A 26,214-nucleotide genomic window follows, 5' to 3' on the forward strand; every position below is an offset into this window, starting at 1 on the left:
CTTCACTTTTCATAATTTTGATAAGCAGTAACAATCCTCTGAACGAGGGCATTACGGACAACATCCTTATTGGTGAGTTCGCAGAAAGCAATGCCTTCTACAGATCTTAAAATTTTTAGGGTTACCGCTAATCCTGAGGGTTGGTTGCTAGATAAATCGGTCTGGGTGAGATCACCAGTCACTACCATCCGAGAACGTGAACCCAAGCGAGTCAAAACCATCTTCATCTGGGCTGGTGTGGTGTTCTGAGCTTCATCAATAATCACGAAGGCATTATTGAGGGTGCGACCTCGCATATACGCTAGGGGAGCCACTTCAATAATGCCCCGTTCCATTAAATTGGCAGTCTTCTCTGTATCAATCAGTTCATGGAGAGCATCATAGAGGGGGCGCAAATAGGGATTAATTTTCTGCTGCAAGTCTCCTGGTAAAAAGCCAAGTTTTTCACCAGCTTCTACCGCTGGTCGTGTCAGAATCAGCCGTTCATATTGATTATTTAGTAACGCCTGAGCGGCGATTACCACAGCTAGGAAGGTTTTGCCAGTGCCTGCTGGTCCCACACAGAAGGTGAGGTCATGGGTTAGTACAGCTTTGATATACTGCCGTTGCCGGAAGGTTTTAGCTCGGATGACCTCACCCCGGCGAGTATGAGCCAGTACATCTTGATGTAAATCTTGTAATTCATCCTGTCGCTTAGTATCTAAGGCATGAATTGCAGTTTGGATGTCTACTCCTGTAATCCTTTTACCTTCGAGCCAATAAATTTTAAGCGATCGCACTAGGGATGATACCCGCTCGACCTGTTTCTGGGTGCCAGAAATCAATAACTCTTGCCCTCGCAGCACCAGATGCGCACCGGTTTGCCGTGATAGGGTTTTCAGGTTTTCTTCCTGGTCTCCCACCAAGGCGATTGCACTTTCTGGGCTGGGTAGCTCAATTGTTTTGGATACTTCACTCAAGGTTTATCAACTAAAGGCTTGCTGTCTGCTTAACTAACCTGTCCTAATTTCCTAGGCTTAGCGATGGGGAGTTGTCAATAGGGTTTGATCAGTTTTTCCTGCCATTGGTAATGAGAGGTACAGCAGCAGGATGTTTTTTACTTCCTTTTTTCCATTGTCCTCTCATTACCCAAACCTTCAAAACTATTGCAATAGAGAACTAGGAGGGAAATCTTGGAATTACTCTAGGTCTGGAAACTCGGCGAGGTAAATTTCTTCTGACAATGGTTCTACGACTAGGGCCATTGTCTCGACGAGGGCTACTACCTGAGCCTGAGCCTTCATAGATATCCAAATAAACAGTTTGGCCAGCAGCTTGGGCTGCTGCTTTAATTACTGTCCGAATCGCTTGAATATTGCGACCACCCCGACCGAAAACTCGCCCTTTATCCTCTCCATTAAAAGCTAGTCGAATCCAGACACGCTCTTTACCATTTGATTTCTCACAGTCTACGCTGAGGGAGTCTGGTGATTCCAAGAACGGCTCGATTAAAAATCTCACCAGTGCTGAATAATCTGGGTCATCATCTCTAACAGAAGCAGATAGAATTTCAGGTACGGATTTGTTCAAAAACATTAGCTTTTTGCAAGATATTACGCACGGTTTGTGTTGGCTGAGCTCCATTTTTGAGCCACTTCACTATTGCTGGTACATTCAGCCTCGTTTCATCATTTCTTGGATTATAGAATCCCAGTTCTTCTAGAGGACGCCCATCACGGCGTGCATTGCTGGGAATTGCCACTATTCGATAGCTTACTTCACGCTTTTTGCCGAATCGTTTTAATCTGATTTTGATCATTGTACCTAATTAATTCACCTGTTTGATTTTAAGCGATCTTTGGGGGTTTGAAAGTGAACAGGTTGAATTGTGAAGATTGTAACTGACTCAGCAGGCAAGCCGCTACCTGTTCACAATCTTCTCAGCTACCCGACACCCCATGGCTGATGGGAACAGGCTAAGCTTCAGGCATACCTTCTACTGGCTAATCTTCTACCGCGTCACCTTCTAGGAGCTAACCTACCCTACGGAAAGGCCAAAGGCGAACAACCGGCTAACCTTCAGGCTAACCTTCTAGGAGCTAAGCTACCCTACACATAACGCCAAAGGCGAACAACCGGCTAACCTTAAGCGTAACCTTGGCCAAAAGGCCACGGGTGCGCGTTCAACCTTCTAACCTTGGCCAAAAGGCCACGGGTGCGCGTTCAACTGGCTAACCTTGGCCAAAAGGCCACGGGTGCGCGTTCAACTGGCTAACCTTGGCCAAAAGGCCACGCTAAGCGAACAACTCGCTAACTTTCTACTATAATTCCCCAAATCCCTTCTTCTTCTTACCTTTTTTCTTTTTCTTGCCAGAGCCACTACCACGCCAACCAGGTAGATTACGAGGATTTCCACCCCCCATACCACCTAACATACCACCTAACCCCCCCATGGCTGGCATCTGACCTTGACCCATTTGCTGCATAAGCGATCGCATTCTAGTAAATTCACTCACCAGACCCCTGACGTCTTTTTCCGTATGACCAGAACCTTGGGCAATGCGGCGGCGGCGGCTCGGAGAGCTAGCTAATAAATCTGGGTTACGACGCTCCTCGGAGGTCATGGAGCTAATCATAGCTTCGGACTGCTTGAGCTTGGTTTCCCCTTGTTGAAGTTGAGAAGAACTGAGTTTGCCCATGCCTGGAACCAGTTTCATCAAGCCACCAAGGGATCCCATGTTCTTTAACAGGCGCATCTGCTTCAAGAAATCGCTGAAGTCAAATTTTGCTTCCAGCATTTTCTGTTGCATCTGTTCAGCATCAGCGATGTCAATCTCTTCCTGGGCTTTCTCAACCAAGGTGAGTACATCCCCCATACCCAGAATCCGGGATGCCATCCGGTCAGGATAAAATGGTTGTAGTGCCTCGACCTTTTCCCCAACCCCAACAAATTTAATCGGCTGACCTGAAATTTGCCTGACTGAAAGGGCAGCACCACCACGACTATCCCCATCAAGTTTGGAGAGAATTGCCCCAGTAATACCGATTTGCTCATGGAAGGTGCGGGTCAGGGTTGCTGCTTCCTGACCAGTCATGGCATCCACCACTAGTAGGGTATCGTGGGGTTGGACGGTTTCTTTGATGCGGGAGAGTTCTCCCATCATGTCTTGGTCGATTTGCAGTCGTCCCGCTGTATCGATAATTACCGTATCGATAGCCATTGCTTTTGCCCGTTCTACCCCTTGACGAGCAATGTCTACTGGGTCAGCTTCTGTACCTAACTCAAACACAGGTACATCAATTTGTTGACCGAGGGTGACTAATTGATCAATGGCTGCGGGTCGATACACGTCTGTAGCCACTAGCAGACAGCTACGTTCTTGCTTACGCAGATGTAACGCGAGTTTTGCACTGGCGGTAGTTTTACCAGTACCTTGTAGACCAGCCATTAGCACAACGGTTGGTGGGGTGTCTGCTTTAGCTAGGGGAACATTGGTTTCCCCCATCACTTGCACCAGTTCGTCGTAGACTATTTTGATGAACTGCTGGTCAGGGCGAACACCTGATATGACTTCACTGCCTTGTGCTTTCGCTTCTACTCCAGCAACGAAATCTTTGACTACTTGTAGGTTGACGTCTGCTGATAAGAGGGCGCGACGCACTTCTTTTAGGGCGTCTTGGATGTTAGAACTAGAGATCTTGTCCTGACCCCGTAGTTTTTTCCAAGCATCTTCTAAGCGTTCGGCGAGAGCATCAAACATACGTCAATTGTCAATAATTGTGATGGTTTTGTTCTTATAGTTACTTTACTGGGTCGCCAGAGTTTTGATATACCACACATCTTAGCTACACACCTTACTAGCATAGCGCTTTTGGGGATTGTAGTTCAATGTGTTGGTAAGCATTCAGCCCTAGGCTATTCGTAACATTTGTTCAAGCGGTTAAAATCAAGGCATGACTTAAGAGCTACTGCCGAATTAGGGAGCGCGTGAATCAACTTTCTGTGCAACAGATGAGGGCTGGTTTTTCTGTATGCCAGCTACCACCACCATTAAAACCGCCAGATGTATTGCGGGTAATTGTTCCGAGTGGAACCTTGCGTGAGGTTGATGCTTTCAATCGGGGGATTGAGATTTGGGGATCCCGTGGCTACCATGTTCAATTACCACAGAACTGGAACGCTAGGGAAGGTTACCTAGCTGGGACTGATAGTCAGCGACGCCAACAGTTGCTCGAAGCCTGTCTTGACCCCAAATGTCGGGGCATTCTCTGTGGTAGAGGAGGTTATGGTAGCGCTAGACTTCTGGAAGACTGGACATGGCCAGAACAGTTGAAGTGGTTGATTGGTTTTTCTGATATTACTGCTTTACTGTGGAGTCTTGGTCAGATTGGGATTTCGGGTGTTCATGGTCCGTTATTGACTACTATTGCTGGTGAACCGGAATGGTCACTCAAGCGCTTGTTTGATTGGGTGGAAGGACGACCCATAGCTCCCTTGAAAGGGGTTGGTTGGGGAGGTGGTAAAGTTTCTGGTGTGTTGCTACCGGCTAATCTTACAGTCGCTACTCATCTGCTGGGTACACCCCTACAACCTTCCTTATCAGGAGTTATTCTTGCTCTCGAAGATGTCACCGAGGCTCCCTACCGCATTGACCGGATGTTGACTCAGTGGCGCATGAGTGGTGCAATGGCCGGGGTGAAAGGTATTGCCTTAGGGCGGTTTAGCCGTTGTGCTCCTCCCAAGGATGTTCCTAGCTGGACTGTGGAGGAAGTTTTGCGCGATCGCATTTGGGATCTCGGTATACCGGTTGTCTCTGACTTGCCTTTCGGTCACGATGGGGTTAACGCTGCTCTTCCTGTCGGACAGCTGGTTGAACTAGATGCTGAGGCCGGGACGTTGAGTTGGGTTGGAGGTTAGCAGGTTAGCAGGTTAGCAGGTTGAAAGTTGGCAGGTTGAAAGTTGGCAGGTTGAACCCGCACGGGTGGCCTTTTGGCCAAGGTTAGCTGTCCGGCAAAATTCATCCCACACCTAATGCTGCGCATTAGGTGTGGGATGAATTTTGCACAGAGTATGTATGGAATTGCTATAATATATATACTGATAAACAAAGCCGTTCGCGAAGCGTGGCCAAAGGCCTTAAATGCTGGTTTGTCAGCTATTTACAGCGCGAAAAAATCGAATTTTTGTATTGTTCCGGCGCGGAGGGGCATCCCGGAGACGAAACCTTATCAGAGGGTCGCCTTAATCATAAAGTTTTAACCCTTTACCCATAGCCGACTAACCATAAAGGCTCCACTCTTCTTGCGGTAACTTCTGACCGTGTCGTTAATAAAGCAAGCCTACGTATCCGTTCGCGCAGCGTCGGCGAAAGCCGATACCGTTGGGTGGAGTTGGCAAGAAGCCTACACGCTCACTCGTTCGCGGAGCGGCTCTGTAAGAGCAGAGTCAGTGTAGGAGTATGTCACCCAGTTAGCAGGTTAGCAGGTTGAAGCTGGAAAGCTTGTTATTCCGTTTGTTTCCATCACCTTTTAAGGAAGGCACTATCTTCGAATGTAACTTATTATTAACACTTTTTTAATCTTCTCAAATCAGGAGAGTAAAGGGAATACCAGCATGATAAGCTGACAAATACACTTAAAAAAGTATAATAGGATAGATGCCATATGGCTGAGTCAAGCCAGGTTCCTTATTTGTTGAGGGCGGCTCGTGGTGAGGAGTTAGAGCGCCCCCCTGTGTGGATGATGCGACAGGCAGGTCGTTATATGAAGGTTTATCGCGATTTACGGGATAAGTATCCGAGTTTTCGCGAGCGCTCCGAAAATCCCGACATAGCGATTGAGATTTCTCTACAACCCTGGAAAGCGTTTAAACCAGATGGAGTGATTTTGTTCTCTGATATTCTAACTCCATTGCCAGGGATTGGTATCGATTTTGATATTGTCGAAAGTAAAGGGCCAATCATTAACCAACCGATTCGTACCCAGGAACAAATTGACCAGCTACATCTGTTGGATTTAGAGAAATTTGGGTTTATCCGGGAAATTTTGAAGGCGCTACGGGACGAAGTCGGCAATAAAGCAGCAGTGCTAGGTTTTGTCGGTGCTCCCTGGACTTTGGGCGCTTATGCCATTGAGGGTAAAAGTTCTAAAAATTACTCCATCATTAAAGGAATGGCGTTCTCACAACCAGCTATGCTACACCAATTCTTGGGTAAGCTAGCTGATGCGATCGCTATCTATGTCCGTTACCAAATCAATAGCGGTGCTCAGGTCATACAAATGTTTGACTCTTGGGCAGGTGAACTGAGTCCCCAAGACTACGAAACCTTTGCCTTACCCTATCAGCAGCGAGTAGTACAGCAGGTTAAAGCCACTCACCCAGATACCCCGTTCATTCTCTATATCAGTGGTAGCGCTGGAGTGCTTGAACGCATGGGACAGTCCGGGGTTGATATGGTCAGCGTAGACTGGACCGTAGACATGGCAGAAGCTAGAGCAAGATTGGGTCCTGATATGAAAGTTCAGGGCAATATCGACCCAGGAGTGCTCTTTGGGTCACAAGCTTTTATTCGCGATCGCATTGTCGATACTATTCGCAAAGCTGGCCACAAAGGTCATATCTTAAATCTCGGTCATGGTGTTTTACCCGGCACTCCAGAAGATAATGTTAGATTCTTCTTTGAAACTGCCAAAAAGGCAAATGAATTAATGGCTGTTCATGCATAATAGTCGATAACACAAGAGAGAGTAGCAATCTAGTACATGATTAGCGTTACGCATGGGTAACATACCCGCATGTTTTCAACAAAACTCCTCTGGGAATGTGGTACAATCGGCCTATGCAATAACCAAGCAATAACAGTATTAGGCTTGACATCCAGATACTCTTCTACAAGAGTGGGTAGCCTGTGAAAAGGTAACTGAGTAAAGCCATCAGTTTTAAATCTCCCGAAAATAACGGAGATAAGCCACAAAGTTGTCACCTCAAATTCAATTTCAATATTAGGTTGGGTTCCAGCCGATTTGAAGCCTGTGGATAGGGTGCTGCCGACAGTCCTAGTTGAAACAGGAAGTAAACAGGCGTCGTTGTGACGTTTTTGTCCGCGATGTTCACGTTTTATAGAACAGTAGAGAATCGATAACCAGATTCTGTGCCATTTTCTCCCTCTAGCAGTCATAGGTTTGGGGAGCGCTAGTCCCCCCTAGGGTATCCTTCGGTCAGAGTTGGACCGGGCTTTCAAGGTGCAGACGTTTACTTGTCCACGTAGCCCCTCCACTAAATGGAATCCTCGCTTCAGTCTCATCCCCTTGAAGGGGATGAGATTAACAACCTTATACAACTATCTTGAGAGTGCAGATACTTGATTAGACAATTGATTAGATAGCCTTAAAGCGATATAATTTAGTACTAAACGGTATTTAATGGACACCAATGTACCTCACTCCAATTGAAGCTCAGGAAAAATTTGGATATCACCCCAGGACTTTAGCTAGGTGGGCAGAAGCCGGAAGGATTGAATGCATTAGATCACCTGGAGGGCATCGTCGTTATTTGGCAAGTTCGATAGAGCAACTGATAGATGGGGTGGATTCTCGTTCCGTGGTTCTCTACGCCAGAGTCTCTACTAGGTCTCAGTCAGAGGATCTAGCCTCTCAGATTGAGTATCTAGGTCGGAACTACCCAAATTGTCGGTGCTATTCAGAGTATGGATCTGGGCTGAATTTCAAGCGCCAAAAATTCATTAACTTAATGGAAAAAGTCGCAGAGTCAGAGATCAAGACCATCGTAATCGCTCACAAAGACAGGCTTTGCCGATTTGGCTTCGACTTTGTGGAGTGGTTTTGTTCTCTCCACAAGTGCCAGATAGTGGTATTGAACAACACTTACAAGTCCCCTCAGCAGGAACTTATGGATGATTTTATGTCTATAATGCACTGTTTTAGCTCCAAGCTTTACTTTCTTCGTCGCTACGAGAAAGACATTAAGTCTACCGTCATAAAAATGGACAAGCCAAACAAAGTGTAATATACTAGACTCATAACAACTAAGATATGGCGATGCCCAGACCCAAAAAAGTAGGAGTGACAAAGAAAATATCGACTTCACACGTCCCCGTAACGGGGATGACTAAGTCGGTTGAGACTGAGCTACTGTCTACTATGAAAAAGTTAGGTGTCGTCAGATCTGAGTCCTACAACAAATTAGGAAGTATCAACCATTGGGGTATTGACTCGAAGAAGTCATTTAGAGAGGTCAGAACCTTCAGAAGCCCTGAATCGTTGGGGTTACCTTCTAAATTGATGGACTGGACAGTTTGTGATGTGGCGAAAGCGATCGCTGCACAACAAGCCGCCTGCATTGATGCGGTAGTCAAAAAGGTTTACCGGAAGTTCCCCGGAAAAGAGAATCAAGCTAGACGGAAGGAATATGCCACGCAGCTTAAGACTTTGTCTTTTCTGGACAACCCCCTACTTCACCGATGGATAAGGAAAGAGTATCAGCGTGGACATTCCTGGGTCAGAAATCAAATAGTCTACCAGCAACCTGGGTACAAGTGCAAAAGACTGTCCCGTAATACTTACCAGTTAGAATTAGCTGGACTCACTAGAGGAAAAAGGAATAAGGTCGTTGTTAGGTCTAACCGGAAGATAAAAGGTCAGATCCGAGTGATCTACAACCAAGATTTGCAAAGGTTTGAAGTTCACTTTCTGGTAGATCATGGCACCGTTGAAATTCCTTCTGAACGCCGGAGCATTGGGGTAGATAAGGGTTACACAGAGGCTTTCTATGATTCAGATGGTCAGGCTCACGGCAAAGGACTAGGAAGATCCGCCACTAAGAAATCAGATCGCATTTGTGCCAAGAACCGCAATAGAGGGAAGCTGTGGGCACTACACAGAAAACTAGAAACAATAGATCCAGCTAAGTCTGCTAGGATACTAGAGAATAATCTAACCAGAAAGACAGAACGCCGCCGTTACAGACAGAACCAAGCTGAACTGACGGCGATAATAGGAGCAGCTTCTAAGTCTCTTTTCAATGGAGAAGCTCTAAAAGTTTTTGCAGAAGATTTAACACAACCAATACGAAATAAGCGCCAGTCGAAAGTGATGTCTCGCCGACTAACTAGTTGGATGAAAGGAAAAATGAGAGACTCCTTGCAGAAATGGGCTAATTGGACTGGTTCGGTTGTGATAGAAGTCCAGCCTAGCTACACGTCGCAAATTGACTCTAGGAATGGCACCCTATTGGGGCACAGAACTGGGGACAATTTTACCGGATATGATGGGGTCGTGTTGCAGGCTGACCATAATGCTGCATTGAACATCCTTGCTCGTGGTACCGACTTCGAAATTACTCGGCATATGAGCAGAGTAGAAGTTCACGCAGTGTTATTGCGTCGTACCGCGCGTTGCCTAGAAGGGTTGGGACTGGATCTACTTGATGCTGTCGCGATTGGTATTCTCGACAGCAAACATAGCAGGTCTCAGGCTTTTAAGCAACTCCTCAACGTGATTTGAGGAACGTCCAGACAGATGGGTGGTTAGAAGTTACCGTAAGAATAAGGCAGCCTTTATGGTTTGTCGGCTATGGGTAAAAGGGTTAAAACTTTATGATTAAGGCTGCCTTATTCTAAGGTTTCGTCTCCGGCAGGCTAACTCCAATTGCCGCATTACCACTCCTCACTCGGACAACAATAGTTTGCACCTTGACCGTTTTGTGCGGGTTTATCCCAATTAATGACGGTTTAAGAGTATCACGACTAAGGATAGAATCCTTCAAGATGCATCACCACAACAATAAAGGAAGTGTTCTTGACTCGATCAAAACCTTCTTGTACCCCTAGAAGTAGTTGACCTAGTTGTTTGTTTGTGTTAGGTCAGGATCGGGAGTACATAATTAAATCTAAAATCCAAAATCCCATGACCTCTAAGCGGATTTTTATCACTGGTGCTAGTGGCTGCATTGGTCACTACATCACTGAAGCCTTAAGTCTCGACACTGACCATGAGTTGTATTTGTTAGTCAGAAACCCTGACAAATTAAAGTTTGACGACTTGAAGTTTGGCGACAAGGGGCGTGCTGGCATTACCATTCTAAAAGGTGACCTGCGCCAGATTGAAGACTTTGGTGACTTGCTCAAGACCATGGATGCGGCAATTCTGGCAGCAACCGCTTGGGGAGGGCAACAGGAAACATTTGATATTAACGTTGTCAAAACTATCGAGTTAATCAACTTGCTTGACCCTACTGTTTGTGAGCAAGTAATTTATTTCTCTACTGCTAGCGTATTGGATAGGAATAACCAATTACTCAAAGAAGCTGGTGAACTTGGAACAGAATATATCTATTCCAAATACACTTGTCTGAAGCGCTTATCCCAATTAGCGTCCGCTCCTAAGATTACTACCCTCTTTCCTACCTTGGTACTAGGGGGAGACGAAACTAAACCCTACTCCCATCTGTCATCGGGACTCCCAGATATTGTCAAATGGATTAACTTGATTCGTTGGTTTAGAGCTGATGGCAGTTTCCACTTCATCCACGCCCAAGATATTGCTCAGGTCGTGCGATACCTGATTGATCATCATCCCTCTCAACCATTGAGTGCAGAAGCAGAGTGGATGTCTAGTGGTAGATTGGTTTTAGGTTGTCAGCCGTTGAGTGTCAACCAAGCCGTAGAAGAAGTTTGTAAGTATCTTGGTAAACAAATTTATTTTCGCCTACCATTGTTTATCTGGCTTGCCAATATCTTTATTGTGCTGTTCCGGATTCAGATGGATCCTTGGAGTCGGTTTTCCTTGAATTACCGACATTTTATTTATCACAACCCCGTTAATCCAACCACCTTTGGTTTACCGACTTACTGTCCTACACTTACTGACGTTCTGAAAGTTAGTGGCATTAGCAGAGATTAGATTTTTCAAATCGTTACACTTTAAACTAGAAACAGGACTCCTAGTTAAGTTGTCTTTAATTTTTTAATTGCTGGAATCTAAATTATGCTTACTTCTAACATAACACTATCAAATACTCCATAACTCGGTTCAATTCCACTGGCTTAATTCATTGATAGTTTTAGAGTCAACGATGTGATTAACCGAGCTTACTATAACCCACAAATTTATCTTAATCTAATATGATTATCATTTTTATATGACTAATTATTATATCTTCTTATATCCCTTATCAGGTAATAGATATATCAGGTAATAGATAATCGGGAATTGGTCTGGGGGTAATACAAGCACCCCAAAATACTGACCAGCTTTAACTTTACCAGCTCTAACTTTACACCAGCTTTAGGTTTAAGGTCACTATGCTCCACAACTATATATAGACAATCATGAGCATAGTTTCAATTAATCAGAACTCAATTACTGAGAACTAACTCCGTGATTATTCCCTCCAAGTTGGATAAAAATCAGGTTAATAAATTGCATAACTGAATTGGCTAAAACCAATCTAAATAAGGATTATAGCCGACAGTTCATCTTTCAATCCTTTCCAGCACAGTTTAATGATCCAGCGAAAGCTTTTTATAAATTCTTTACGTGCCGGAAATTAAGTTCACAAAGTCTTTAAGTAATCTATACGTATAATTACGCTGACTTTATAATTAATAGCGAATTTTTGGCTTATTCTTAATCTATAAATGTAAGTATTAAGTCGTCTGCTAACGCCCTAACCGCATCCTAGCATTGCCAGCTATCAGCAATGGTCTGAACTTAATGCTTACCTATAAATAGGGATTTTTTCCGGATAAAAAATGATATAAAGGAAAGTTTTTACCATTCTTTATAATCATTTTCCGGATTTTGTGTTGGCACCCATAAATATCTGTGAACACTGTTGACTACAACAATGACAACACTAGTATCAGAACAATTATTGTGCCTTTAATTTCCCAAATTTAACCGCAAATTTAGGCAATTCAAAAAAACTTCGCTGAAAATTATGAAAATGAACAAAACCATTGCTAAAAAATTAGCACTCTTCGCTACAGTAACCAGTTCCGTTCTCGCTGCTGCACCAAGTTTGGCTGCTACTTTCGCTTTGTCTAAAGGATCCTTCGACTTGAGAAACTTTAGTACTGATCCTCTAGAAGTCGTTACCCTGGCTGAAGCCGACACTTTTGTGATTTCAACTGGGGGTGATGTGATTGCTGAGGCGAACGCGCAGTCAACTTTTAACCCTGATTCACTCGATCCACTAAAACGAGCTCGTAATAAATCTTTGAGTACCGCTGAGGGTGAAGGAAGCAACTACCGTGGTGTAGCGGAAAGTTTTGCTGGACTTATCGGTTACAACTTCTTTGTCGATGCAGGGGAAACCTTTTCTTTCGATTTCAATGGTTTTCTGGATCTAATCACATTAATCGACAATCCACCTGCCGAAAGTGCAAGTGCTTCTGGCACCGTAGCTTTAGAGTTATATCACAGCGATGACTTAAGTACTCCCATCGACTTCTTCGCTCTCTCTGGTAATTTAGAAACTCTAGGAGATGATGATTTCCTTGAGTCTGCTCACAGTGAAAATGTGTTTGCTGATAACGACTTTACTAAGTTGTTTGGAGGAACAGAGGAATTTGCTCTGGCTGATGTTCAGGGTTATTATGAGCGCACTTTCGAGACAGCAACTTATTTGACCTTAGTTGAAGCTAAAACGAATAAGGCAACCGTTAAAGCTCCTGAATCGTCAAACTTGCTAGGCTTACTTTTCTTAGGTTTACTGAGCATTGGATACCGATTAAAAACCCAAAATTTTACTGATAAATCAAAATTATTAAGGGATTAATCATACTATTAAGTATAATCAATTTCGGTTAATCACATATCAACTATTTCCTGGATTGTTGCTAATTATAAATTAGTAATCGGTAATGGTAAATCGTCAACTACCAATTACTAATTTACCAATCATTAGTTACCATATTATATCAGGAATATGATAATTAGTCAACCGGATTTGATAGAATTAGTCATTAGGTAGCAAAAATACCGCTAGTGGGAGCATTTTGCTCCCTTATTTTTTTCCTGATTTTGCTTCCTTATCTTTGACCGTAGAAGATGCAAAGCTAGAGCTGGAACTTCTACTATAACTCCTGCCCGACTCTCTGGTCACAGTAACCTCTTGACTGGTGTTTGCTTGCTCACCAGATGCAAATGTCCTACTTTCGGCTTGGACTACTATATTTCCATCTGGTGAAACTATCCATTTTCTGATTATCCGGGAGCGAATCATAATTTAATGCCTCCATGGCTTTGTTGATTGAGATTTACCTACTTTAAAGGGTAAGCATTCAGCTGATAGCACCTCAAGTAGCGGATTAGCTTACTTACCCATTACCCATTACCCTCAATCATGCCACTACTGACCCAACGCCTCGGCAGTTTGACTCTCAACATTATCAACCATAGTGTCACTATGAAGCATATAGTTGAGTTCACGATTGAGCCAATCCTGAAACAGTCTATCCAATATCTCGTCGTACCTTTCTGGTGTTAATTCAGCAGGGATAAACCTTTCTACCATCAAGATATGATAACCCTGAGGAGTTTTGACGGGATTGACCACTTGTCCAATAGGTACACCAAAGACAATCGCTGCTATATCTGTACGTAAATTCCAACGGTAAAGCTTTCCTTCAAAACCGCACTTCTGTCGGCGTTCCTCATCAATGTCGTAGATATGAGCTGCTTGATAAAAGCTAATTTCTTTTTCTTCAATTTGATAGAATAGTTCTTGGGCAAGTTTCTCGTTAGCTACAATAATTTGATAGAGCAAGATTTGGTCAAAATCTAGTCGGTTTTGACCAAAAAACTTTTCTACGTCTTTATCAAATAGACACTTGGATAACTTTTTAGCTAGCAATTGCTGACGAATTCCGGCTTCCCAGTCATCAGAAGTAATCATATTATCCGCTAGCCAAGCTAGAGTGTCTGAAGCTTTCTCCAAGCGATTTTCGTGACGGAATTTATCTGCCTCTTCCTGAATTTCTTCGGCGGTGACGGTTAAGTTTCTTTCCGCAGCAGATCGATTAATGACTTTTTGATACAAAATTTTCTCAGAGACGTCTTTGAGCTGGATTTCTCGTTTCAGAAACTCAGTAATTTCCTGTGGTTCAAGGGATGCTCTAGAAAGAATAGTCATGGTTAGGTTTTCCTAGCTCAGATTTTAGCTGATAGAGTAATGGGGCAATATATGGGACAACGGATGAGTGAACAGATGTAAGGGATAGGCTGATTCCGACTACTTATCAAGGTGATTCTTACTACTTATCAATCTTATCCTAAAATTGCATCAGATACTGTGATGAAATCATCATTAGTTAGGGTGGTTGCACCCTGTCCATCTACGGTTCCTTTGACTACAGCTAGAATATCGTTATTGAATTTAACCAAAGTGGCATCAGCAATGCCATTACCAGTGCTATCAAATACGTCTAAGACAATATCGTCTACTAAGACTTCGACTGTCAGACCAATCTTATCTCCTTCAAATTTATTGAAGTCAGTGATTTGATCAGCTAATCCTGGATCAGTGATCGGGTTAGTTTCTTGGGTTAGAACAAATGTATCACCACCATTCCAGCCTGTGAGGCTATCTAGCCCTATGCCACCAACCAGGAAGTCTTCCCCATCACCACCATCTAAGCTATCATTCCCTGCTCCACCCAGTAAAATATCATTGCCATCCTTGCCATTAATACTATCGTTACCTTGGTTTCCTTTCAGGAGGTCATCCCCTGCTTCTCCGGAAATCTGATCATTGCCTTGCAGTCCCTGAATTTGGTCGTTGCTGTTGTCACCGACTAGTTCGTCATCCCCTTCAGTACCAATGATAGTGTTGTCGTAGGTCGTGATGAAATCAGCACTGGTTAGAGTAGTCTCACCCTGAGCATTAACTGTTCCTTGGACTAGTGCTAGGATACCGTTGTCAGGAGAGGATGCTAGCTTTACTAAAGTCCCATCAGCTGTGCTATCACCATTGCTATCAAATACCTCTAGTAGGATGTCCTCCCCAGATAGTCCCCCAGTTACACTAATCTTGTCACCCTCAGCAGCATTGAAATCAGTGATTACATCAGCTAGAGAGGGGTCAGTGATAGGACTAGTTGTTTCCAATCCCAGCACAAATGTATCGCTACCGTTACCCCCTGTGACTGTATCCGTACCAAAGCCACCAATCAGGACATCATCCCCATCTCCCCCAGTTAGTTCATCATTGCCTTGAGTACCCCGCACTGTGCTATTGCCATTAATAGTAGTGATTCTCATCACGTTGGAGCCTACACCTGCCCTCACACCACTGATTAAGCGATCGCTACTGCTTGAACTCCAGCGATTAGTCCATGAACTGCTATTTGTTTGTGAGTCGTTAGTTACTATCCTACTACGATCGTTACCATTGATAGTGAGGCTATTGTTTCTGATGGTTTTGGAAGAATTGTTTGTAGTCGCAGTTGAACTAGTAATTAGACTACGGTTCTCTGGGATGCTGTCTGGGATGCTGTCTGGGATGCTGTCTGGGATGCTGTCTGGGATGCTGTCTGGGATGCTGTCTGTGATGCTCTGTGTGATGGGCTTTGTGAACCTTTCTTTCAGCCTCTCTGCAATTCGGCTCAAACGAGGAAATGTATAGCTTCTTGTTCTGATGAAAGTTTTGTTTAAATCAAACATGGTTCTGAATCGGCTATAAGCCGTGTGTTACCCTTAAGCTGCACCTGTTGAACCTGGTTTGTGGAGTGTTAAGTGTTGAGTGTTGAGTGTTGAGTGTTAACTGTTCTACTGCCGTACCGACACGCCTTATCTCTACCAAGCATCAACTGTTAACTATCAACAAAAATTCCTCTATAATCCTCTATTCCAAAACTATGCCAATGAGTTTAGGGAGTTTAGGCTCAACATAAAAAAGGAATGAACATCTTTTCCCTTTCATTCCTAATTGGATTCCCTCCTCATTATCAAGCTAGGGGCTAGGTAGTAGGCGAAAAAAACTTTAGTTACCATTGCCCATCCCCTAGTCTCCCTTACCTATTACCGAAAATTACCGAAAACTCTTATTGATTTATAGCCGGATTTACCAAAATCGGTATTATCTATATCTACCGAAAAACAAAGATATACTGTCAGACTTAGCTCGGAAAACCCCTTTCCTAGTCCTAGACTCAGCATCAGCACTCGCCCTGGCGATGCTCTTCTTAGAAAACCTGCTATTTATTACTCTTGAATCAGTATCAGTCACTGCTGAGGCTCGATTGCCAAAAGCGAATGCATCAGCGTCGGATAATGCCACGTCAGCTCTAGCAAGTGTTCTGGTATTTGCCCGAGCAATTCGACCGCCTATAATCCAGTTTGCCTGAACATGTTCCCGAGAAAAATCTAGGTTATTAATAATCATTAATCAACCTCTACCTGTATAGCTTTGCCTGTTAGATTGATGATAAAGATGGATAAGCCTCACATTCCTTTTTCACTAAAAATGGTGTTCCTATCCCAAAATATCTAATTTAAAACTAAATTTTAAACTACCTGGGTATGACTAGTTTTTGTTAACTGATAATTTTAAGTCAACTAACGCTACAAAAACCCTTCCTTTGTGTTCCAGGTTCTCCGTTACCTTTTCCTTGTATCCACCCAGTTAATTGGAATTGTTCCCAAATTTCGTCTTTCTATTGGCCTTAACTAAGGGGGAAGCATTGGTCACTAAATCTAGAGATTAATTTATCCTAGATATAAATGCTTACCCCCAGCAATCTGATCAGGTACTACGATTAGTCCCTACTAAGATTAGTTCACAAAAGCTACAGAAAGAGAAATTGCGGAAGAGCCGTAGGAATTAGCTTGAGCGTCAGTAATAGTTTCAGCCAGACTATCCTTACCTTTGGCATCAGCGGTAGCTTCAGCAGTAGCCGCGTTGCCTTTAACCTTCACAATAGACTCAAAGCGCTCTTTGATATTTACTCTTTTATTGATATTAATGAACTTGCGATCTTTGAAGTATACACTTCCCCTGAATCCGGCACCAACGATGTTGGTTTCTTCGTTAACAACTTCGATGTGATTTAGGTCAGAAATAATCATGGTTGGTCTGCTCTTTGGTTAGTTTTGTATTAACTTAACAACTTGGTTGTTGTTACTTTTATTCTACCGTTCTTAAGTCAATTTGTTTCACTTGTCACGCCAATTTGGCGGAAACTTGATTAAGTTTGGTAGGTGGCAAAAAAAATTCTTACTCCCAGCAATCTTAGTAGGAAATACGATTTAGTCCCTACTAAGATTTAGTCCCTACTAAGATTAGTTGACAAAAGCCACAGAAAGAGAAATTGCAGAAGAGCCGTGGGAATTGGCTTGAGCGTCAGTAATGGTTTCAGCCAAACTATCCTTACCTTTGGCATCAGCAGTAGCTTCAGCAGTAGCGGCGTTGCCCTTAACCTTCACAATAGACTCAAAGCGCTCTTTGATATTTACTCTTTTATTGATATTAATGAACTTGCGATCTTTGAAGTATACACTTCCCCTGAATCCGGCACCAACGATGTTGGTTTCTTCGTTAACAACTTCGATGTGATTTAGGTCAGAAATAATCATGGTTGGTCTGCTCTTTGGTTAGTTTTGTATTAACTTAACAACTTGGTTGTTGTTACTTTTATTCTACCGTTCTTAAGTCAATTTGTTTCACTTGTCACGCCAATTTGGCGGAAACTTGATTAAGTTTGGTAGGTGGCAAAAAAAATTCTTACTCCCAGCAATCTTAGTAGGAAATACGATTTAGTCCCTACTAAGATTTAGTCCCTACTAAGATTAGTCCACAAAAGCTACAGAAAGAGAAATTGCGGAAGAGCCGTAGGAATTAGCTTGAGCGTCAGTAATAGTTTCAGCCAGACTATCCTTACCTTTGGCATCAGCGGTAGCTTCAGCAGTAGCCGCGTTGCCTTTAACCTTCACAATAGACTCAAAGCGCTCTTTGATATTTACTCTTTTATTGATATTAATGAACTTGCGATCTTTGAAGTATACACTTCCCCTGAATCCGGCACCAACGATGTTGGTTTCTTCGTTAACAACTTCGATGTGATTTAGGTCAGAAATAATCATGGTTGGTCTGCTCTTTGGTTAGTTTTGTATTAACTTAACAACTTGGTTGTTGTTACTTTTATTCTACCGTTCTTAAGTCAATTTGTTTCACTTGTCACGCCAATTTGGCGGAAACTTGATTAAGTTTGGTAGGTGGCAAAAAAAATTCTTACTCCCAGCAATCTTAGTAGGAAATACGATTTAGTCCCTACTAAGATTTAGTCCCTACTAAGATTAGTTGACAAAAGCCACAGAAAGAGAAATTGCAGAAGAGCCGTGGGAATTGGCTTGAGCGTCAGTAATGGTTTCAGCCAAACTATCCTTACCTTTGGCATCAGCAGTAGCTTCAGCAGTAGCGGCGTTGCCCTTAACCTTCACAATAGACTCAAAGCGCTCTTTGATATTTACTCTTTTATTGATATTAATGAACTTGCGATCTTTGAAGTATACACTTCCCCTGAATCCGGCACCAACGATGTTGGTTTCTTCGTTAACAACTTCGATGTGATTTAGGTCAGAAATAATCATGGTTGGTCTGCTCTTTAGTTAGTTTTTTTGTTGCTCAACAACTTGGTTTTTATTGTTGTTACTTTAATCCTACCGCTCTTACTTTAATTTGTTTCACTTGTCACGCCAATTTGGCGGAAAGTTGTTAATTCAGTTAGGTAGGTAGCTAACAACAACTTTGTTTTTGTCGTTGTTACTTTAATCCTACCGCTCTTACTTTAATTTGTCTCACTTGTCACGCCAATTTGGCGGAAACTTTAGATCGACAATTGATTCAGTTAGGTAGGTAACTAACAACCCCTTGGTTGTTGTTACTTTAATCCTACCGCTCTTACTTTAATTTGTCTCACTTGTCACGCCAATTTGGCGGTAAAGTTTTAGGGATAGTTTAACGTTACAAATTGTTATGAAAAATGCCCAAGTTATGGAAAACTAACTTGGGAGTATTAAGGCAATTTATGCCGTATCAAAAAATTAAGAAAAACAAAATAAATTCAGGGATTGGGGGACTGTCAGCATTGAGCTATCAGTCCCTCACCTCAATGGTGAGGTTACCAGTGACTAGAAAAACCTTACATTCCTAGTAGTTGAGTAGAATTTTTGCAATTTGAGTAGAATTTTTGCAATTTGTTGTTAAACCACTGTTCTTGAGAGCCCCCTTGAACTAGTTGGCTTCTCCTGTCAAGGGGCTCTGCATAATCGAGATCTTTAATGTTCCTTAAGCACTTGTGAGCATCTTGCCTATCCTGCTTTAAAGTGTCGGTTGTAGCTTGATTGAGTGAGTCCATTTTCTCGTTATCCCGTCGCAATCGGCAGTAGGTTCGTGACGGTATGTATTCTATGGGGTTAAGACCCAAATAACGCAGCATCAAAACACAAGCCCAGGAATACTTGCGATCGCGAATTGCTTCTTCAATCAAACTAATCTTTTCAGGATCTAGGGTTTTGCCCAGTGGGCGATTAGAACGACGAAGCATGGAGTAACTCATGATTATTTCTCTGTGATCTGAAGGTCAACGAATTGGATTTACAGGATTTACGCTTGAACTCTACCTCTAGTTTAAATAGTCAGTGATTCTGGTTGGTCAATTAACCGAAGAGTTAGAGTACTGATCTAAGAATCTGATTTGAGTGGTAAAACCTCCGCAGATGGTGTGTTTGGCTGATCGCTTGATCTCGAAGAATCTCACAACCTGTTCTTTTTTACCAATCAATAACGATTGATAGCTCAGGATTATCTTCTTCTAAATTTCCATCAATCATCCCCATTTTGGAGAACACCAGATTATTCCCCCCTTCTAGTTGACTGACAAATCTCAAACACTTCAAATACTCTCAGTAAAGACTATTTTGAACAGAGCTTTATGAAAATTTTGATCAGATTTCGTGAATATTTTGATCAGATTTTGTGAAAAGACTGTGAAATCCTGTATCCACAGGGAATTCAAGCAGCTTTTCCATGACCGAGCTCAATCTACCTCTGACCATAAATTTCCCTCACTCGGCATTGCCCACGACTTGTCAGTCAATCCCTTTTCCTCCCTTGTACTCCTCTTCCCTGACTGGTTGTGCCACCAGGGTTAATCGACCTGGATTTAGTACCACTCCCATTACGCTATAGGCAGTATGTCGATGGCTAAATTGCGTTAGTCCTGCTATAGATTGACACCACCTTTTTGCAGCTGTCGGATCGGATCTAACAAGAAATCCACAATCCGACGGCGGCGGATAATGATGTCAGCTTTGGCTGTCTGACCAGCTTTGAATCGGATCATTTGATCGTCCTCTTTAACGTAGTCACGGTTTAGGGAAACTTCTACCTCATAAACTGAACCAAGTTGTTGATCAGTTTTGGCATCAGCAGAAAGGGAAGTGACTTTCCCTTTGATGATGCCGTATTCCTGATAGGGATAGGCATCAAGCTTGATTTGCACCGGCATTCCTTGTTTGATAAAGCCTGCCTCCTGATTAGGTAAACTGGCTGATAACACCAGGGGCGCATCTTGGGGCGCTACTTCAGCAATGGTTTGACCGGATTGAAAGACTTCACCAATATTGGCAACGTTGAGGGAGGAAACTACTCCATCTACCGGTGCATAGAGAAACTTTTGTTTGAGCCTGGCTTTCGCACTAGTTAGCAGATTGCGGTTTTCAGCAATTTTGGCATTTAGTTGAGTCAGTTCGATCTCCAACTGCTGAAGTTTCTGCTTGGTCTCCAGCTGAGTCCGATGGACTTCTGCTTGCTTCTGAGTTAGACCTGCTTGAAGTCGTTGGATTTCTGCTAAGGTTTGGTTGAGATCGCTCTGAGTGAGGGTGATGGAGCTATTGCGATCGCGTATACTCTGCTGGGCTTGATAAATCTGGTCTTGGTTACTGGCTGCTTCTTGCAGTTGGGTTTGGGTAATCACCCGCTGACTCGCTCGTAGGCTATGTTCTGCTTGAAATACTTGTTCTTTTGAGATTGCCCCTGATGCTAACAGGGGTTTGAGATTATCGAGGCGTTCCTTAAGGGCAAAGGCATCATCCTGTCGTTGCTGGAGCAGTGCTTGGGTAGTAGCCTTGAGCTGTTTTAGCCGTTCTAGTCTGTCCTGACTGGCGACTTTTGCCTGCTGATGTTGGATCAGTTGTTCTCGTAAGGCAGTTACTTTAGTCTGTGCCTGATCGATAGCTGCCTGTTGTCCGTCAATGTCCGCTTTGGCAATTTGCTGACGGGTTTGGGCTTCTTGGCGAATGTTTTCAATCAGCCCTTGCATCTGAATTAATTTGATTTGGTCAGCATTGATCAGTTGCTCCAAACGCTCTACTTCCGTAGCACCAAGTTTTGTATCCAGTTCCACCAAGACTTGCCCAGCGGTAACCGATTCCCCTTCTTTGACCGCAATCTTGGCGACCTTGCCAGATTCAATCGGGTGAATTTTATACACTTCTCCTTTTGGCACTAACTTGCCTGTGGCTTTACCCACTTCGTCAATTTGCCCAAAGGTTGCCCAAACCCCACAAACCATACAGAAGGCGAATCCGCCCAAAAGCAGTCTCTGGGGGAGTACCGATGGTGGCTGATCCAGTAAATTTTGTAGGGCTGTTGACCAGTTTTCAGTGTTGGTAGCTCCTAGTGATGATGTTGCTGTGACCGGATTTGGGACATGATTAGGTGATGCTCGGACTAGTGGTGCTGATACCGCTGTCCCTCCATAGATCGATCTAATCTCAGCTGAGGTTAGATTAGGGTGAGGGGTTTCTCCCTTAGGGAGTCCCTCTCTAGACGGGGTAGATGCTTCTGGTTTGTTCATGATAGTTCACCGATAATCACTGGTAGTGTTGTGTGTATTGATTTGAACTGAGAACACGAACGTTCGCGAAAGTCAATCTTGAACACAGTGGGGGATATACTTAATCACCCCGAGAGCGATTTTTTACGAAAAACATTTACAAACTTTGATAAATGCCAGGGTTAAAGATCTAGCTGCTGCTGGGCTAGGTGGTAGTACAGACCTTTCTCAGCCATGAGTTCGGAGTGGGTACCGCGCTCTGCGATCAGACCTTGGTCGAGGACGAGTATACAGTCGGCATTGCGCACCGTAGAAAGACGGTGGGCAATGATGAAGGTAGTGCGATCGCGACTAATGCGAGCTAAATTTTGTTGAAAACGTCGCTCTGATTCCGTATCTAGGGAGCTAGTCGCTTCATCGAGAATCAGAATCTTGGGGTTACCCAGCAAGGCTCGGGCGATCGCAATCCGTTGCCGTTGTCCCCCAGACAGGTTAGACCCTCGCTCCCCAACCTTGGTGTTGTATCCCAGGGGCAGGTTTTGAATAAACACATGAGCTTCAGCCAATTTGGCCACTTCTACCCCTTGTTCGAGACTATACTCAGGTTTGTATAAAGTGATGTTGTCTAAGATTGTCCCTGAAAACAAAAAGCATTCTTGGGGTACTACACCTAATTGAGAGCGCAAAGACTGGGGAGAAACATGTCGGATGTCGTGGCTATCAATCAAAATACGGCCTGTAGTTGGCTGATAGAGTCCTTGGAGCAGCCTGACCAAGGTACTTTTGCCCGAGCCACTGCGTCCAACAATGGCTATGGTCTTTCCAGGGGCAACCTCGAAGGAAATGTTCTGAAGGATGTATTGTTCATCATCCTCACTGTAGCGAAAGCTGATATTATCAAACTGAACATGCCCCGCGATCGCAGGCAATGGCATCAGGGGTTTTTGGGTATTCTCTTCTGGCTGGGTGGTCAAGACATCATCGAGCCGTTCCACGGATACCAATATTTCTTGGAACTCATCCCAAAGTCCCACCAAAGACAAAATCGGGCTAATCACCCGACCAATGAGCATATTAAATGCCACAAACTGACCAATCGTGAGCTGTTCCTGAATTACCAGACTTGCTCCCAACCATAGTAAAGCCGTGCCGCTGAGGTTATTAATCAAGCCACTCACTGACCCTAAGCCGTTGGCCAAGTTCTGTCCTTTGAATTCCATATTCAACTGACCCGTGAGGCGGTCTTCCCAGCGCCAGCGCACCTCTTGTTCAGAGGCTGCTGCTTTGACAGTTGCTACCCCCGATATCATTTCTACTAACAGGGAGTTTTGTGCCGCCTCTTCTTTAAAGATTTCCCTGGACACTTGCCGTAGAAATGGACTGGCAACTATGGTCAAAATCGCAATCGGTACAATCGTTGCCAGCACCAGCAAGGTTAGGTGCCAGTTGTAGTAGAGCATCAACCCCACATAGACAAACATCATTACCACATCCAGCCAAGTGGCAATGGCTTGCTGAGTGAGGAACGCCTGAATTTTCCCAGTTTCCTGGACTCTGGTCAGGATGTCTCCCACCTGGCGGGATTCAAAAAACTTCAGGGGTAGTGTGAGTGTATATTTAATAAAGCCACTGACAAAGGTAAGACTGAGTCGATTGGAAAAGTAATCGAGCAAGTAGCGTCTGGTGACACTCAAGCCCATGCTCCAAAGTCCAAAGATGACTAGACCAATGGCAAAGACATTGAGGGTAACAAAACTTTTGTTAACCACCACCCGATCCAAAATGATTTGGGTAAACAGGGGGGTAATCAGACCAAACACCTGGAGCAGTAGGGAAGCTAGGATAATTTGCAACAGGACTATGCGATGGGGCCATAGCAATCCCCAAAAGCGATTCAGAGAAATCTTTTGATTGGGAGTCGCTGCTAGCTGGGGAGTGGGATTCAACAGTAGTGCATATCCTGTCCAACCCTCTAGAAATTGTTGTCGAGAAAGCGATCGCTTTCCTACAGCTGGATCCGCAACAAGTACCTTCTCCCCTTTGACCCAATAGACAACTATATAATGATCACCTTGCCAGTGAGCAATCCAGGGGTTACTCCGATCCGCTAGGCGAGCTAAAGACGCTCTGACTGGAGTAGCTTGAAATCCCAAGGTTTCTGATGCTCTGGCTAACCCTTTCAAGGATGACCCAGCACGCCCCACCCCAGCCAGATTCCGTAGGGAATTCAAACTAAATCGTTTGCCCCAGTAGCGTCCAATCATTGCCAAGCAAGCAGCGCCACAATCGGAAGACGATTGCTGTTCAATTAAGGGATAGCGTTGCCACAACCCCTGAATAAAATGCCGCTTCGTCGGTACGGGAAATGGGATCAGTTCAGACTCAGCCTGGGTCGAGTTACTTTCTGTTTCAGCATTTCCATTGGTAGGGAGGTTGGATGGAATTAGCGGTACTCTGTGACCGGACTGAGTACGGACTTGGTGAAGTATGGTGCTAGTGGCGTCTGATTTCTGGTGTCCATTTTCAGAGCTTTGACCCGTCTGTGGACTCAACCTTGCCAGCACTGGTGCCAGGAGTTGGGCAGTTTCCCAATGTTCCTTTGGTAGATGGGTTACCCATAAATCGCTTTGGGCAATCCAATCTTCCGGCACTGGCTGAGGATAGCCCCAACTTTCGCCCCTTGCAATGGTGAGTCGGCAATTCTCTTGAACTGGGTCCGTTTCAATCTGACCACTACGTAGCCAGTAACGACCAACTTGGCCAGACTCAACTAAGGACTCCCCAGCGGAAATCCATGTGTCTACCAGGTAGGGCAACAATTGCTGTAGGGTGATGCTGTCAAGGGTACGCAATTCTGTCAAGGTCTTGAAGAAAATCAAGCGTTGCCGGTGCTGAGCTTGTTGCTGTAGGTGTTCAAGCCACTCCGGTAGCTGTTCTAACCAAGATTCGAGTTCAGCTAAGGACATCCGAGCAATCTGTCCTGAACTCGCAGCGATCGCTTGGTAAGAATAAGATAGGTTGCACAACCGTTCCTCAGCCCCAAAGCTTGCCCCCTCTTCAAGAACCTGTACGGATACATCCCGCTGTTTTTCCTCATCAAAGCTTAGCAGCCGCACCCGCCCGCGACAGACCACGTAAAAATACTTATTTGGTTCATTTTGAACAGAATCTTGGCTTAAATCCCGTCTAGGATGGGGTATAATTTCATCACCTAGATCAAAGTTATGAATTTGGAAGGATTGACTAAATTCAGGTAATAGTGTATTTACTAGTGTCTTATCCAACCAGTTCGCGATTAGGTGTTCAATAACCTCGGAAGATTTATGGGTCGGGTATTGGCCAAGGGAATCTGGTGGTTGCCCTGATTCTTCTAAACCGACCGTTTTCTGATGCATTAGCTAGAACCCCTTCGTTAGTGAGTTTTGCCATGTCTTGACTAGCGCCATGGTTAGCTTGAGTCTTTGACCCCATTTGATTGGCACAAGTCCTGATTGATCAAACAGTGCTCTGGGTAGTCACATAGAATCTTTTCTCCCATTTTCCCTAGCGATAGTCCCAGTAGTGTTCCCTGGGGTTGACTTAGGAGTTGACTTAGGAGTACTGTGGCATCCAACAAGTGTTTGCCGTTTGATGCAACCTAAGCAATCCCAGCTAATCCAGGTAAATAAGTAATAATTTGATGGTCACCCTTGTTCCGGGAGGCTGATCGCCATTTTTTCGTTAACTTTATGAAAAGCTTGTGAAATCAATTATGAGTTTTTTCCCCTGAAAACTCAATATCTTTACATATTTCTTAATTTACATATTTCCTTTTTTACATAATATTCCTTACCACTAACCCCAAGGACAATCTCCGGAATCATCCTATGTGAAGTAAATCGGCGCTGTCAAGTTATTTTTACGATAAAATCACGGTTTTGAAGACATCTTCAATAAATCTTAATCAAATCTCATTGAAGTTAAGTGGTCAGATTGAACTTAACCAGGTCGATAGATTGGTCAAGTTTTCATAACATTTTTACTAAACTAATTATTCATATAATCAGTTTAGTAGTTATCAATAGTCTCACAAGTACTTTACCAAGTCTTTATCAAATCTTATTATAAAATTTAAATAAAATTCACAAGAACAGCTATGTCTCAGCTTCTAGAGAAGCTTTGTGATCCGTAATAGTGTGATAGGGTTTGTCAATTACCCTAGGGGTGATACCCCTCAAAAAAATGCCAGCTTAGAGAGCACCATACTTCCTATTTGGTCGTAATATCATCGACCCTTAAATACTAATCATTAAAACTGATCGGGAGAGGGGGAGAAGTAAGGGGAGGAAAGAACGGGGATACGCGGATATTGTTAATTATCGATCATCCTCCGGACTTG

General features: G+C 43.8%; 23 protein-coding genes. 8 read left to right on the plus strand and 15 right to left on the minus strand.

All coding sequences use genetic code 11. From position 1 onward, the window contains the following. Positions 1 to 2: 2 nt before the first annotated feature. The 4 genes from BJP34_RS00345 to ffh all read right to left on the minus strand — a co-directional run bounded on the left by BJP34_RS00345 (position 3) and on the right by ffh (position 3,740). Positions 3 to 959, minus strand: a complete 957-nt coding sequence (locus tag BJP34_RS00345; protein WP_070390609.1) for a PhoH family protein — start codon at positions 957 to 959, stop codon at positions 3 to 5. A 199-nt stretch (positions 960 to 1,158) separates the two neighbouring features. Beyond that, positions 1,159 to 1,575: a KH domain-containing protein gene (locus tag BJP34_RS00350; protein WP_070390610.1), complete on the minus strand. Its 417-nt coding sequence runs from the start codon at positions 1,573 to 1,575 to the stop codon at positions 1,159 to 1,161. Next, a complete protein-coding gene (gene rpsP / locus BJP34_RS00355; RefSeq protein ID WP_070390611.1) occupies positions 1,550 to 1,798 on the minus strand; it encodes a 30S ribosomal protein S16 in 249 nt (82 codons plus the stop codon). The genes BJP34_RS00350 and rpsP overlap by 26 nt, the downstream gene beginning before the upstream one ends. A 502-nt stretch (positions 1,799 to 2,300) precedes the next feature. Continuing rightward, the gene (ffh, locus tag BJP34_RS00360; protein ID WP_070390612.1) at positions 2,301 to 3,740 is read right to left on the minus strand and encodes a signal recognition particle protein; all 1,440 of its coding nucleotides are present in this window, start codon (positions 3,738 to 3,740) and stop codon (positions 2,301 to 2,303) included. Positions 3,741 to 3,991: 251 nt separating this feature from the next. On the opposite strand from ffh, the gene BJP34_RS00365 reads away from it, so the two are divergent. Together BJP34_RS00365 and hemE are read left to right on the plus strand one after the other, a co-directional pair. Next, positions 3,992 to 4,897 carry a S66 peptidase family protein gene (locus tag BJP34_RS00365; protein ID WP_070396417.1) on the plus strand — a complete coding sequence of 302 codons (906 nt, stop codon included), beginning with the start codon at positions 3,992 to 3,994 and terminating at the stop codon, positions 4,895 to 4,897. Between the two features lie 746 nt (positions 4,898 to 5,643). Next, positions 5,644 to 6,705 (plus strand): uroporphyrinogen decarboxylase, encoded by a 1,062-nt coding sequence (hemE, locus tag BJP34_RS00375; RefSeq protein ID WP_070390614.1) that lies wholly within the window; start codon positions 5,644 to 5,646, stop codon positions 6,703 to 6,705. Between the two features lie 29 nt (positions 6,706 to 6,734). Here the strand turns inward: hemE and BJP34_RS38320 are convergent, their stop codons facing one another. After that, a complete protein-coding gene (locus tag BJP34_RS38320; RefSeq protein ID WP_149030713.1) occupies positions 6,735 to 7,157 on the minus strand; it encodes a hypothetical protein in 423 nt (140 codons plus the stop codon). 254 nt (positions 7,158 to 7,411) lie between these two features. Here BJP34_RS38320 and BJP34_RS00380 point away from each other — a divergent pair, with 254 nt between their 5' ends. The 4 genes from BJP34_RS00380 (at position 7,412) to BJP34_RS00395 (ending at position 12,778) form a co-directional block, all read left to right on the plus strand. Next, complete coding sequence (locus tag BJP34_RS00380) at positions 7,412 to 8,005, plus strand: IS607 family transposase (RefSeq protein WP_070390615.1); 594 nt, start codon at positions 7,412 to 7,414, stop codon at positions 8,003 to 8,005. Between the two features lie 32 nt (positions 8,006 to 8,037). Continuing rightward, positions 8,038 to 9,501 (plus strand): zinc ribbon domain-containing protein, encoded by a 1,464-nt coding sequence (locus BJP34_RS00385; RefSeq protein ID WP_070396418.1) that lies wholly within the window; start codon positions 8,038 to 8,040, stop codon positions 9,499 to 9,501. Between the two features lie 402 nt (positions 9,502 to 9,903). Next, a complete protein-coding gene (locus BJP34_RS00390; protein WP_070396419.1) occupies positions 9,904 to 10,899 on the plus strand; it encodes an NAD-dependent epimerase/dehydratase family protein in 996 nt (331 codons plus the stop codon). 1,039 nt (positions 10,900 to 11,938) lie between these two features. Beyond that, positions 11,939 to 12,778 (plus strand): hypothetical protein, encoded by an 840-nt coding sequence (locus BJP34_RS00395; protein WP_070390616.1) that lies wholly within the window; start codon positions 11,939 to 11,941, stop codon positions 12,776 to 12,778. 228 nt (positions 12,779 to 13,006) lie between these two features. Here BJP34_RS00395 and BJP34_RS00400 read toward each other — a convergent pair whose 3' ends face one another. The 3 genes from BJP34_RS00400 to BJP34_RS00410 all read right to left on the minus strand — a co-directional run bounded on the left by BJP34_RS00400 (position 13,007) and on the right by BJP34_RS00410 (position 15,261). Further along, a complete protein-coding gene (locus BJP34_RS00400; protein ID WP_070390617.1) occupies positions 13,007 to 13,225 on the minus strand; it encodes a hypothetical protein in 219 nt (72 codons plus the stop codon). 126 nt (positions 13,226 to 13,351) lie between these two features. Then, positions 13,352 to 14,134 (minus strand): peptidylprolyl isomerase, encoded by a 783-nt coding sequence (locus tag BJP34_RS00405; protein WP_070390618.1) that lies wholly within the window; start codon positions 14,132 to 14,134, stop codon positions 13,352 to 13,354. A gap of 134 nt (positions 14,135 to 14,268) precedes the next feature. Beyond that, positions 14,269 to 15,261 carry a calcium-binding protein gene (locus BJP34_RS00410; RefSeq protein WP_229424512.1) on the minus strand — a complete coding sequence of 331 codons (993 nt, stop codon included), beginning with the start codon at positions 15,259 to 15,261 and terminating at the stop codon, positions 14,269 to 14,271. On the opposite strand from BJP34_RS00410, the gene BJP34_RS41950 reads away from it, so the two are divergent. Both BJP34_RS41950 and BJP34_RS38325 read left to right on the plus strand, forming a co-directional pair. After that, the gene (locus BJP34_RS41950) at positions 15,251 to 15,625 is read left to right on the plus strand and encodes a hypothetical protein (RefSeq protein ID WP_158516914.1); all 375 of its coding nucleotides are present in this window, start codon (positions 15,251 to 15,253) and stop codon (positions 15,623 to 15,625) included. The genes BJP34_RS00410 and BJP34_RS41950 overlap by 11 nt on opposite strands. A 421-nt stretch (positions 15,626 to 16,046) precedes the next feature. Beyond that, positions 16,047 to 16,346 (plus strand): hypothetical protein, encoded by a 300-nt coding sequence (locus tag BJP34_RS38325; protein ID WP_149030714.1) that lies wholly within the window; start codon positions 16,047 to 16,049, stop codon positions 16,344 to 16,346. Positions 16,347 to 16,773: 427 nt separating this feature from the next. Here the strand turns inward: BJP34_RS38325 and BJP34_RS00420 are convergent, their stop codons facing one another. The 7 genes from BJP34_RS00420 to BJP34_RS00450 form a co-directional block, all read right to left on the minus strand. Continuing rightward, positions 16,774 to 17,067: a hypothetical protein gene (locus BJP34_RS00420; protein ID WP_070390621.1), complete on the minus strand. Its 294-nt coding sequence runs from the start codon at positions 17,065 to 17,067 to the stop codon at positions 16,774 to 16,776. A 213-nt stretch (positions 17,068 to 17,280) separates the two neighbouring features. Then, complete coding sequence (locus tag BJP34_RS00425) at positions 17,281 to 17,574, minus strand: hypothetical protein (protein ID WP_070390622.1); 294 nt, start codon at positions 17,572 to 17,574, stop codon at positions 17,281 to 17,283. Between the two features lie 213 nt (positions 17,575 to 17,787). Beyond that, positions 17,788 to 18,081: a hypothetical protein gene (locus BJP34_RS00430; RefSeq protein WP_070390623.1), complete on the minus strand. Its 294-nt coding sequence runs from the start codon at positions 18,079 to 18,081 to the stop codon at positions 17,788 to 17,790. 213 nt (positions 18,082 to 18,294) lie between these two features. Further along, entirely contained in the window at positions 18,295 to 18,588 is a 294-nt protein-coding gene (locus BJP34_RS00435) for a hypothetical protein (protein WP_070390622.1), read from the minus strand. Between the two features lie 551 nt (positions 18,589 to 19,139). Next, entirely contained in the window at positions 19,140 to 19,556 is a 417-nt protein-coding gene (locus BJP34_RS00440) for a HetP family heterocyst commitment protein (protein WP_070390624.1), read from the minus strand. A gap of 666 nt (positions 19,557 to 20,222) precedes the next feature. Next, the gene (locus BJP34_RS00445) at positions 20,223 to 21,857 is read right to left on the minus strand and encodes an HlyD family efflux transporter periplasmic adaptor subunit (RefSeq protein ID WP_070390625.1); all 1,635 of its coding nucleotides are present in this window, start codon (positions 21,855 to 21,857) and stop codon (positions 20,223 to 20,225) included. Between the two features lie 161 nt (positions 21,858 to 22,018). Beyond that, positions 22,019 to 25,231, minus strand: coding sequence for an ABC transporter transmembrane domain-containing protein (locus BJP34_RS00450; protein ID WP_070390626.1), 3,213 nt, complete (start codon positions 25,229 to 25,231; stop codon positions 22,019 to 22,021). Between the last annotated feature and the right edge of the window lie 983 nt (positions 25,232 to 26,214).

This window comes from Moorena producens PAL-8-15-08-1 (genome assembly GCF_001767235.1).
GTDB classification, from domain to species: Bacteria; Cyanobacteriota; Cyanobacteriia; order Cyanobacteriales; family Coleofasciculaceae; genus Moorena; species Moorena producens_A.

Bases quoted from the DNA above. Each gene is read 5' to 3' on its own strand.
- BJP34_RS00380 (WP_070390615.1), top strand. From the start codon at position 7,412: ATGTACCTCACTCCAATTGAAGCTCAGGAAAAATTTGGATATCACCCC.
- BJP34_RS00395 (WP_070390616.1), top strand. From the start codon at position 11,939: ATGAAAATGAACAAAACCATTGCTAAAAAATTAGCACTCTTCGCTACA.
- BJP34_RS00425 (WP_070390622.1), bottom strand. From the start codon at position 17,574: ATGATTATTTCTGACCTAAATCACATCGAAGTTGTTAACGAAGAAACC.
- ffh (WP_070390612.1), bottom strand. From the start codon at position 3,740: ATGTTTGATGCTCTCGCCGAACGCTTAGAAGATGCTTGGAAAAAACTA.
- BJP34_RS38320 (WP_149030713.1), bottom strand. From the start codon at position 7,157: ATGACTGCTAGAGGGAGAAAATGGCACAGAATCTGGTTATCGATTCTC.
- hemE (WP_070390614.1), top strand. From the start codon at position 5,644: ATGGCTGAGTCAAGCCAGGTTCCTTATTTGTTGAGGGCGGCTCGTGGT.
- BJP34_RS00365 (WP_070396417.1), top strand. From the start codon at position 3,992: ATGAGGGCTGGTTTTTCTGTATGCCAGCTACCACCACCATTAAAACCG.
- BJP34_RS00390 (WP_070396419.1), top strand. From the start codon at position 9,904: ATGACCTCTAAGCGGATTTTTATCACTGGTGCTAGTGGCTGCATTGGT.
- BJP34_RS00430 (WP_070390623.1), bottom strand. From the start codon at position 18,081: ATGATTATTTCTGACCTAAATCACATCGAAGTTGTTAACGAAGAAACC.
- BJP34_RS00410 (WP_229424512.1), bottom strand. From the start codon at position 15,261: ATGAGAATCACTACTATTAATGGCAATAGCACAGTGCGGGGTACTCAA.
- BJP34_RS00445 (WP_070390625.1), bottom strand. From the start codon at position 21,857: ATGAACAAACCAGAAGCATCTACCCCGTCTAGAGAGGGACTCCCTAAG.
- BJP34_RS00450 (WP_070390626.1), bottom strand. From the start codon at position 25,231: ATGCATCAGAAAACGGTCGGTTTAGAAGAATCAGGGCAACCACCAGAT.
- BJP34_RS00400 (WP_070390617.1), bottom strand. From the start codon at position 13,225: ATGATTCGCTCCCGGATAATCAGAAAATGGATAGTTTCACCAGATGGA.
- BJP34_RS00385 (WP_070396418.1), top strand. From the start codon at position 8,038: ATGCCCAGACCCAAAAAAGTAGGAGTGACAAAGAAAATATCGACTTCA.
- BJP34_RS00435 (WP_070390622.1), bottom strand. From the start codon at position 18,588: ATGATTATTTCTGACCTAAATCACATCGAAGTTGTTAACGAAGAAACC.
- BJP34_RS00440 (WP_070390624.1), bottom strand. From the start codon at position 19,556: ATGAGTTACTCCATGCTTCGTCGTTCTAATCGCCCACTGGGCAAAACC.
- BJP34_RS00420 (WP_070390621.1), bottom strand. From the start codon at position 17,067: ATGATTATTTCTGACCTAAATCACATCGAAGTTGTTAACGAAGAAACC.
- BJP34_RS00405 (WP_070390618.1), bottom strand. From the start codon at position 14,134: ATGACTATTCTTTCTAGAGCATCCCTTGAACCACAGGAAATTACTGAG.
- BJP34_RS00350 (WP_070390610.1), bottom strand. From the start codon at position 1,575: ATGTTTTTGAACAAATCCGTACCTGAAATTCTATCTGCTTCTGTTAGA.
- rpsP (WP_070390611.1), bottom strand. From the start codon at position 1,798: ATGATCAAAATCAGATTAAAACGATTCGGCAAAAAGCGTGAAGTAAGC.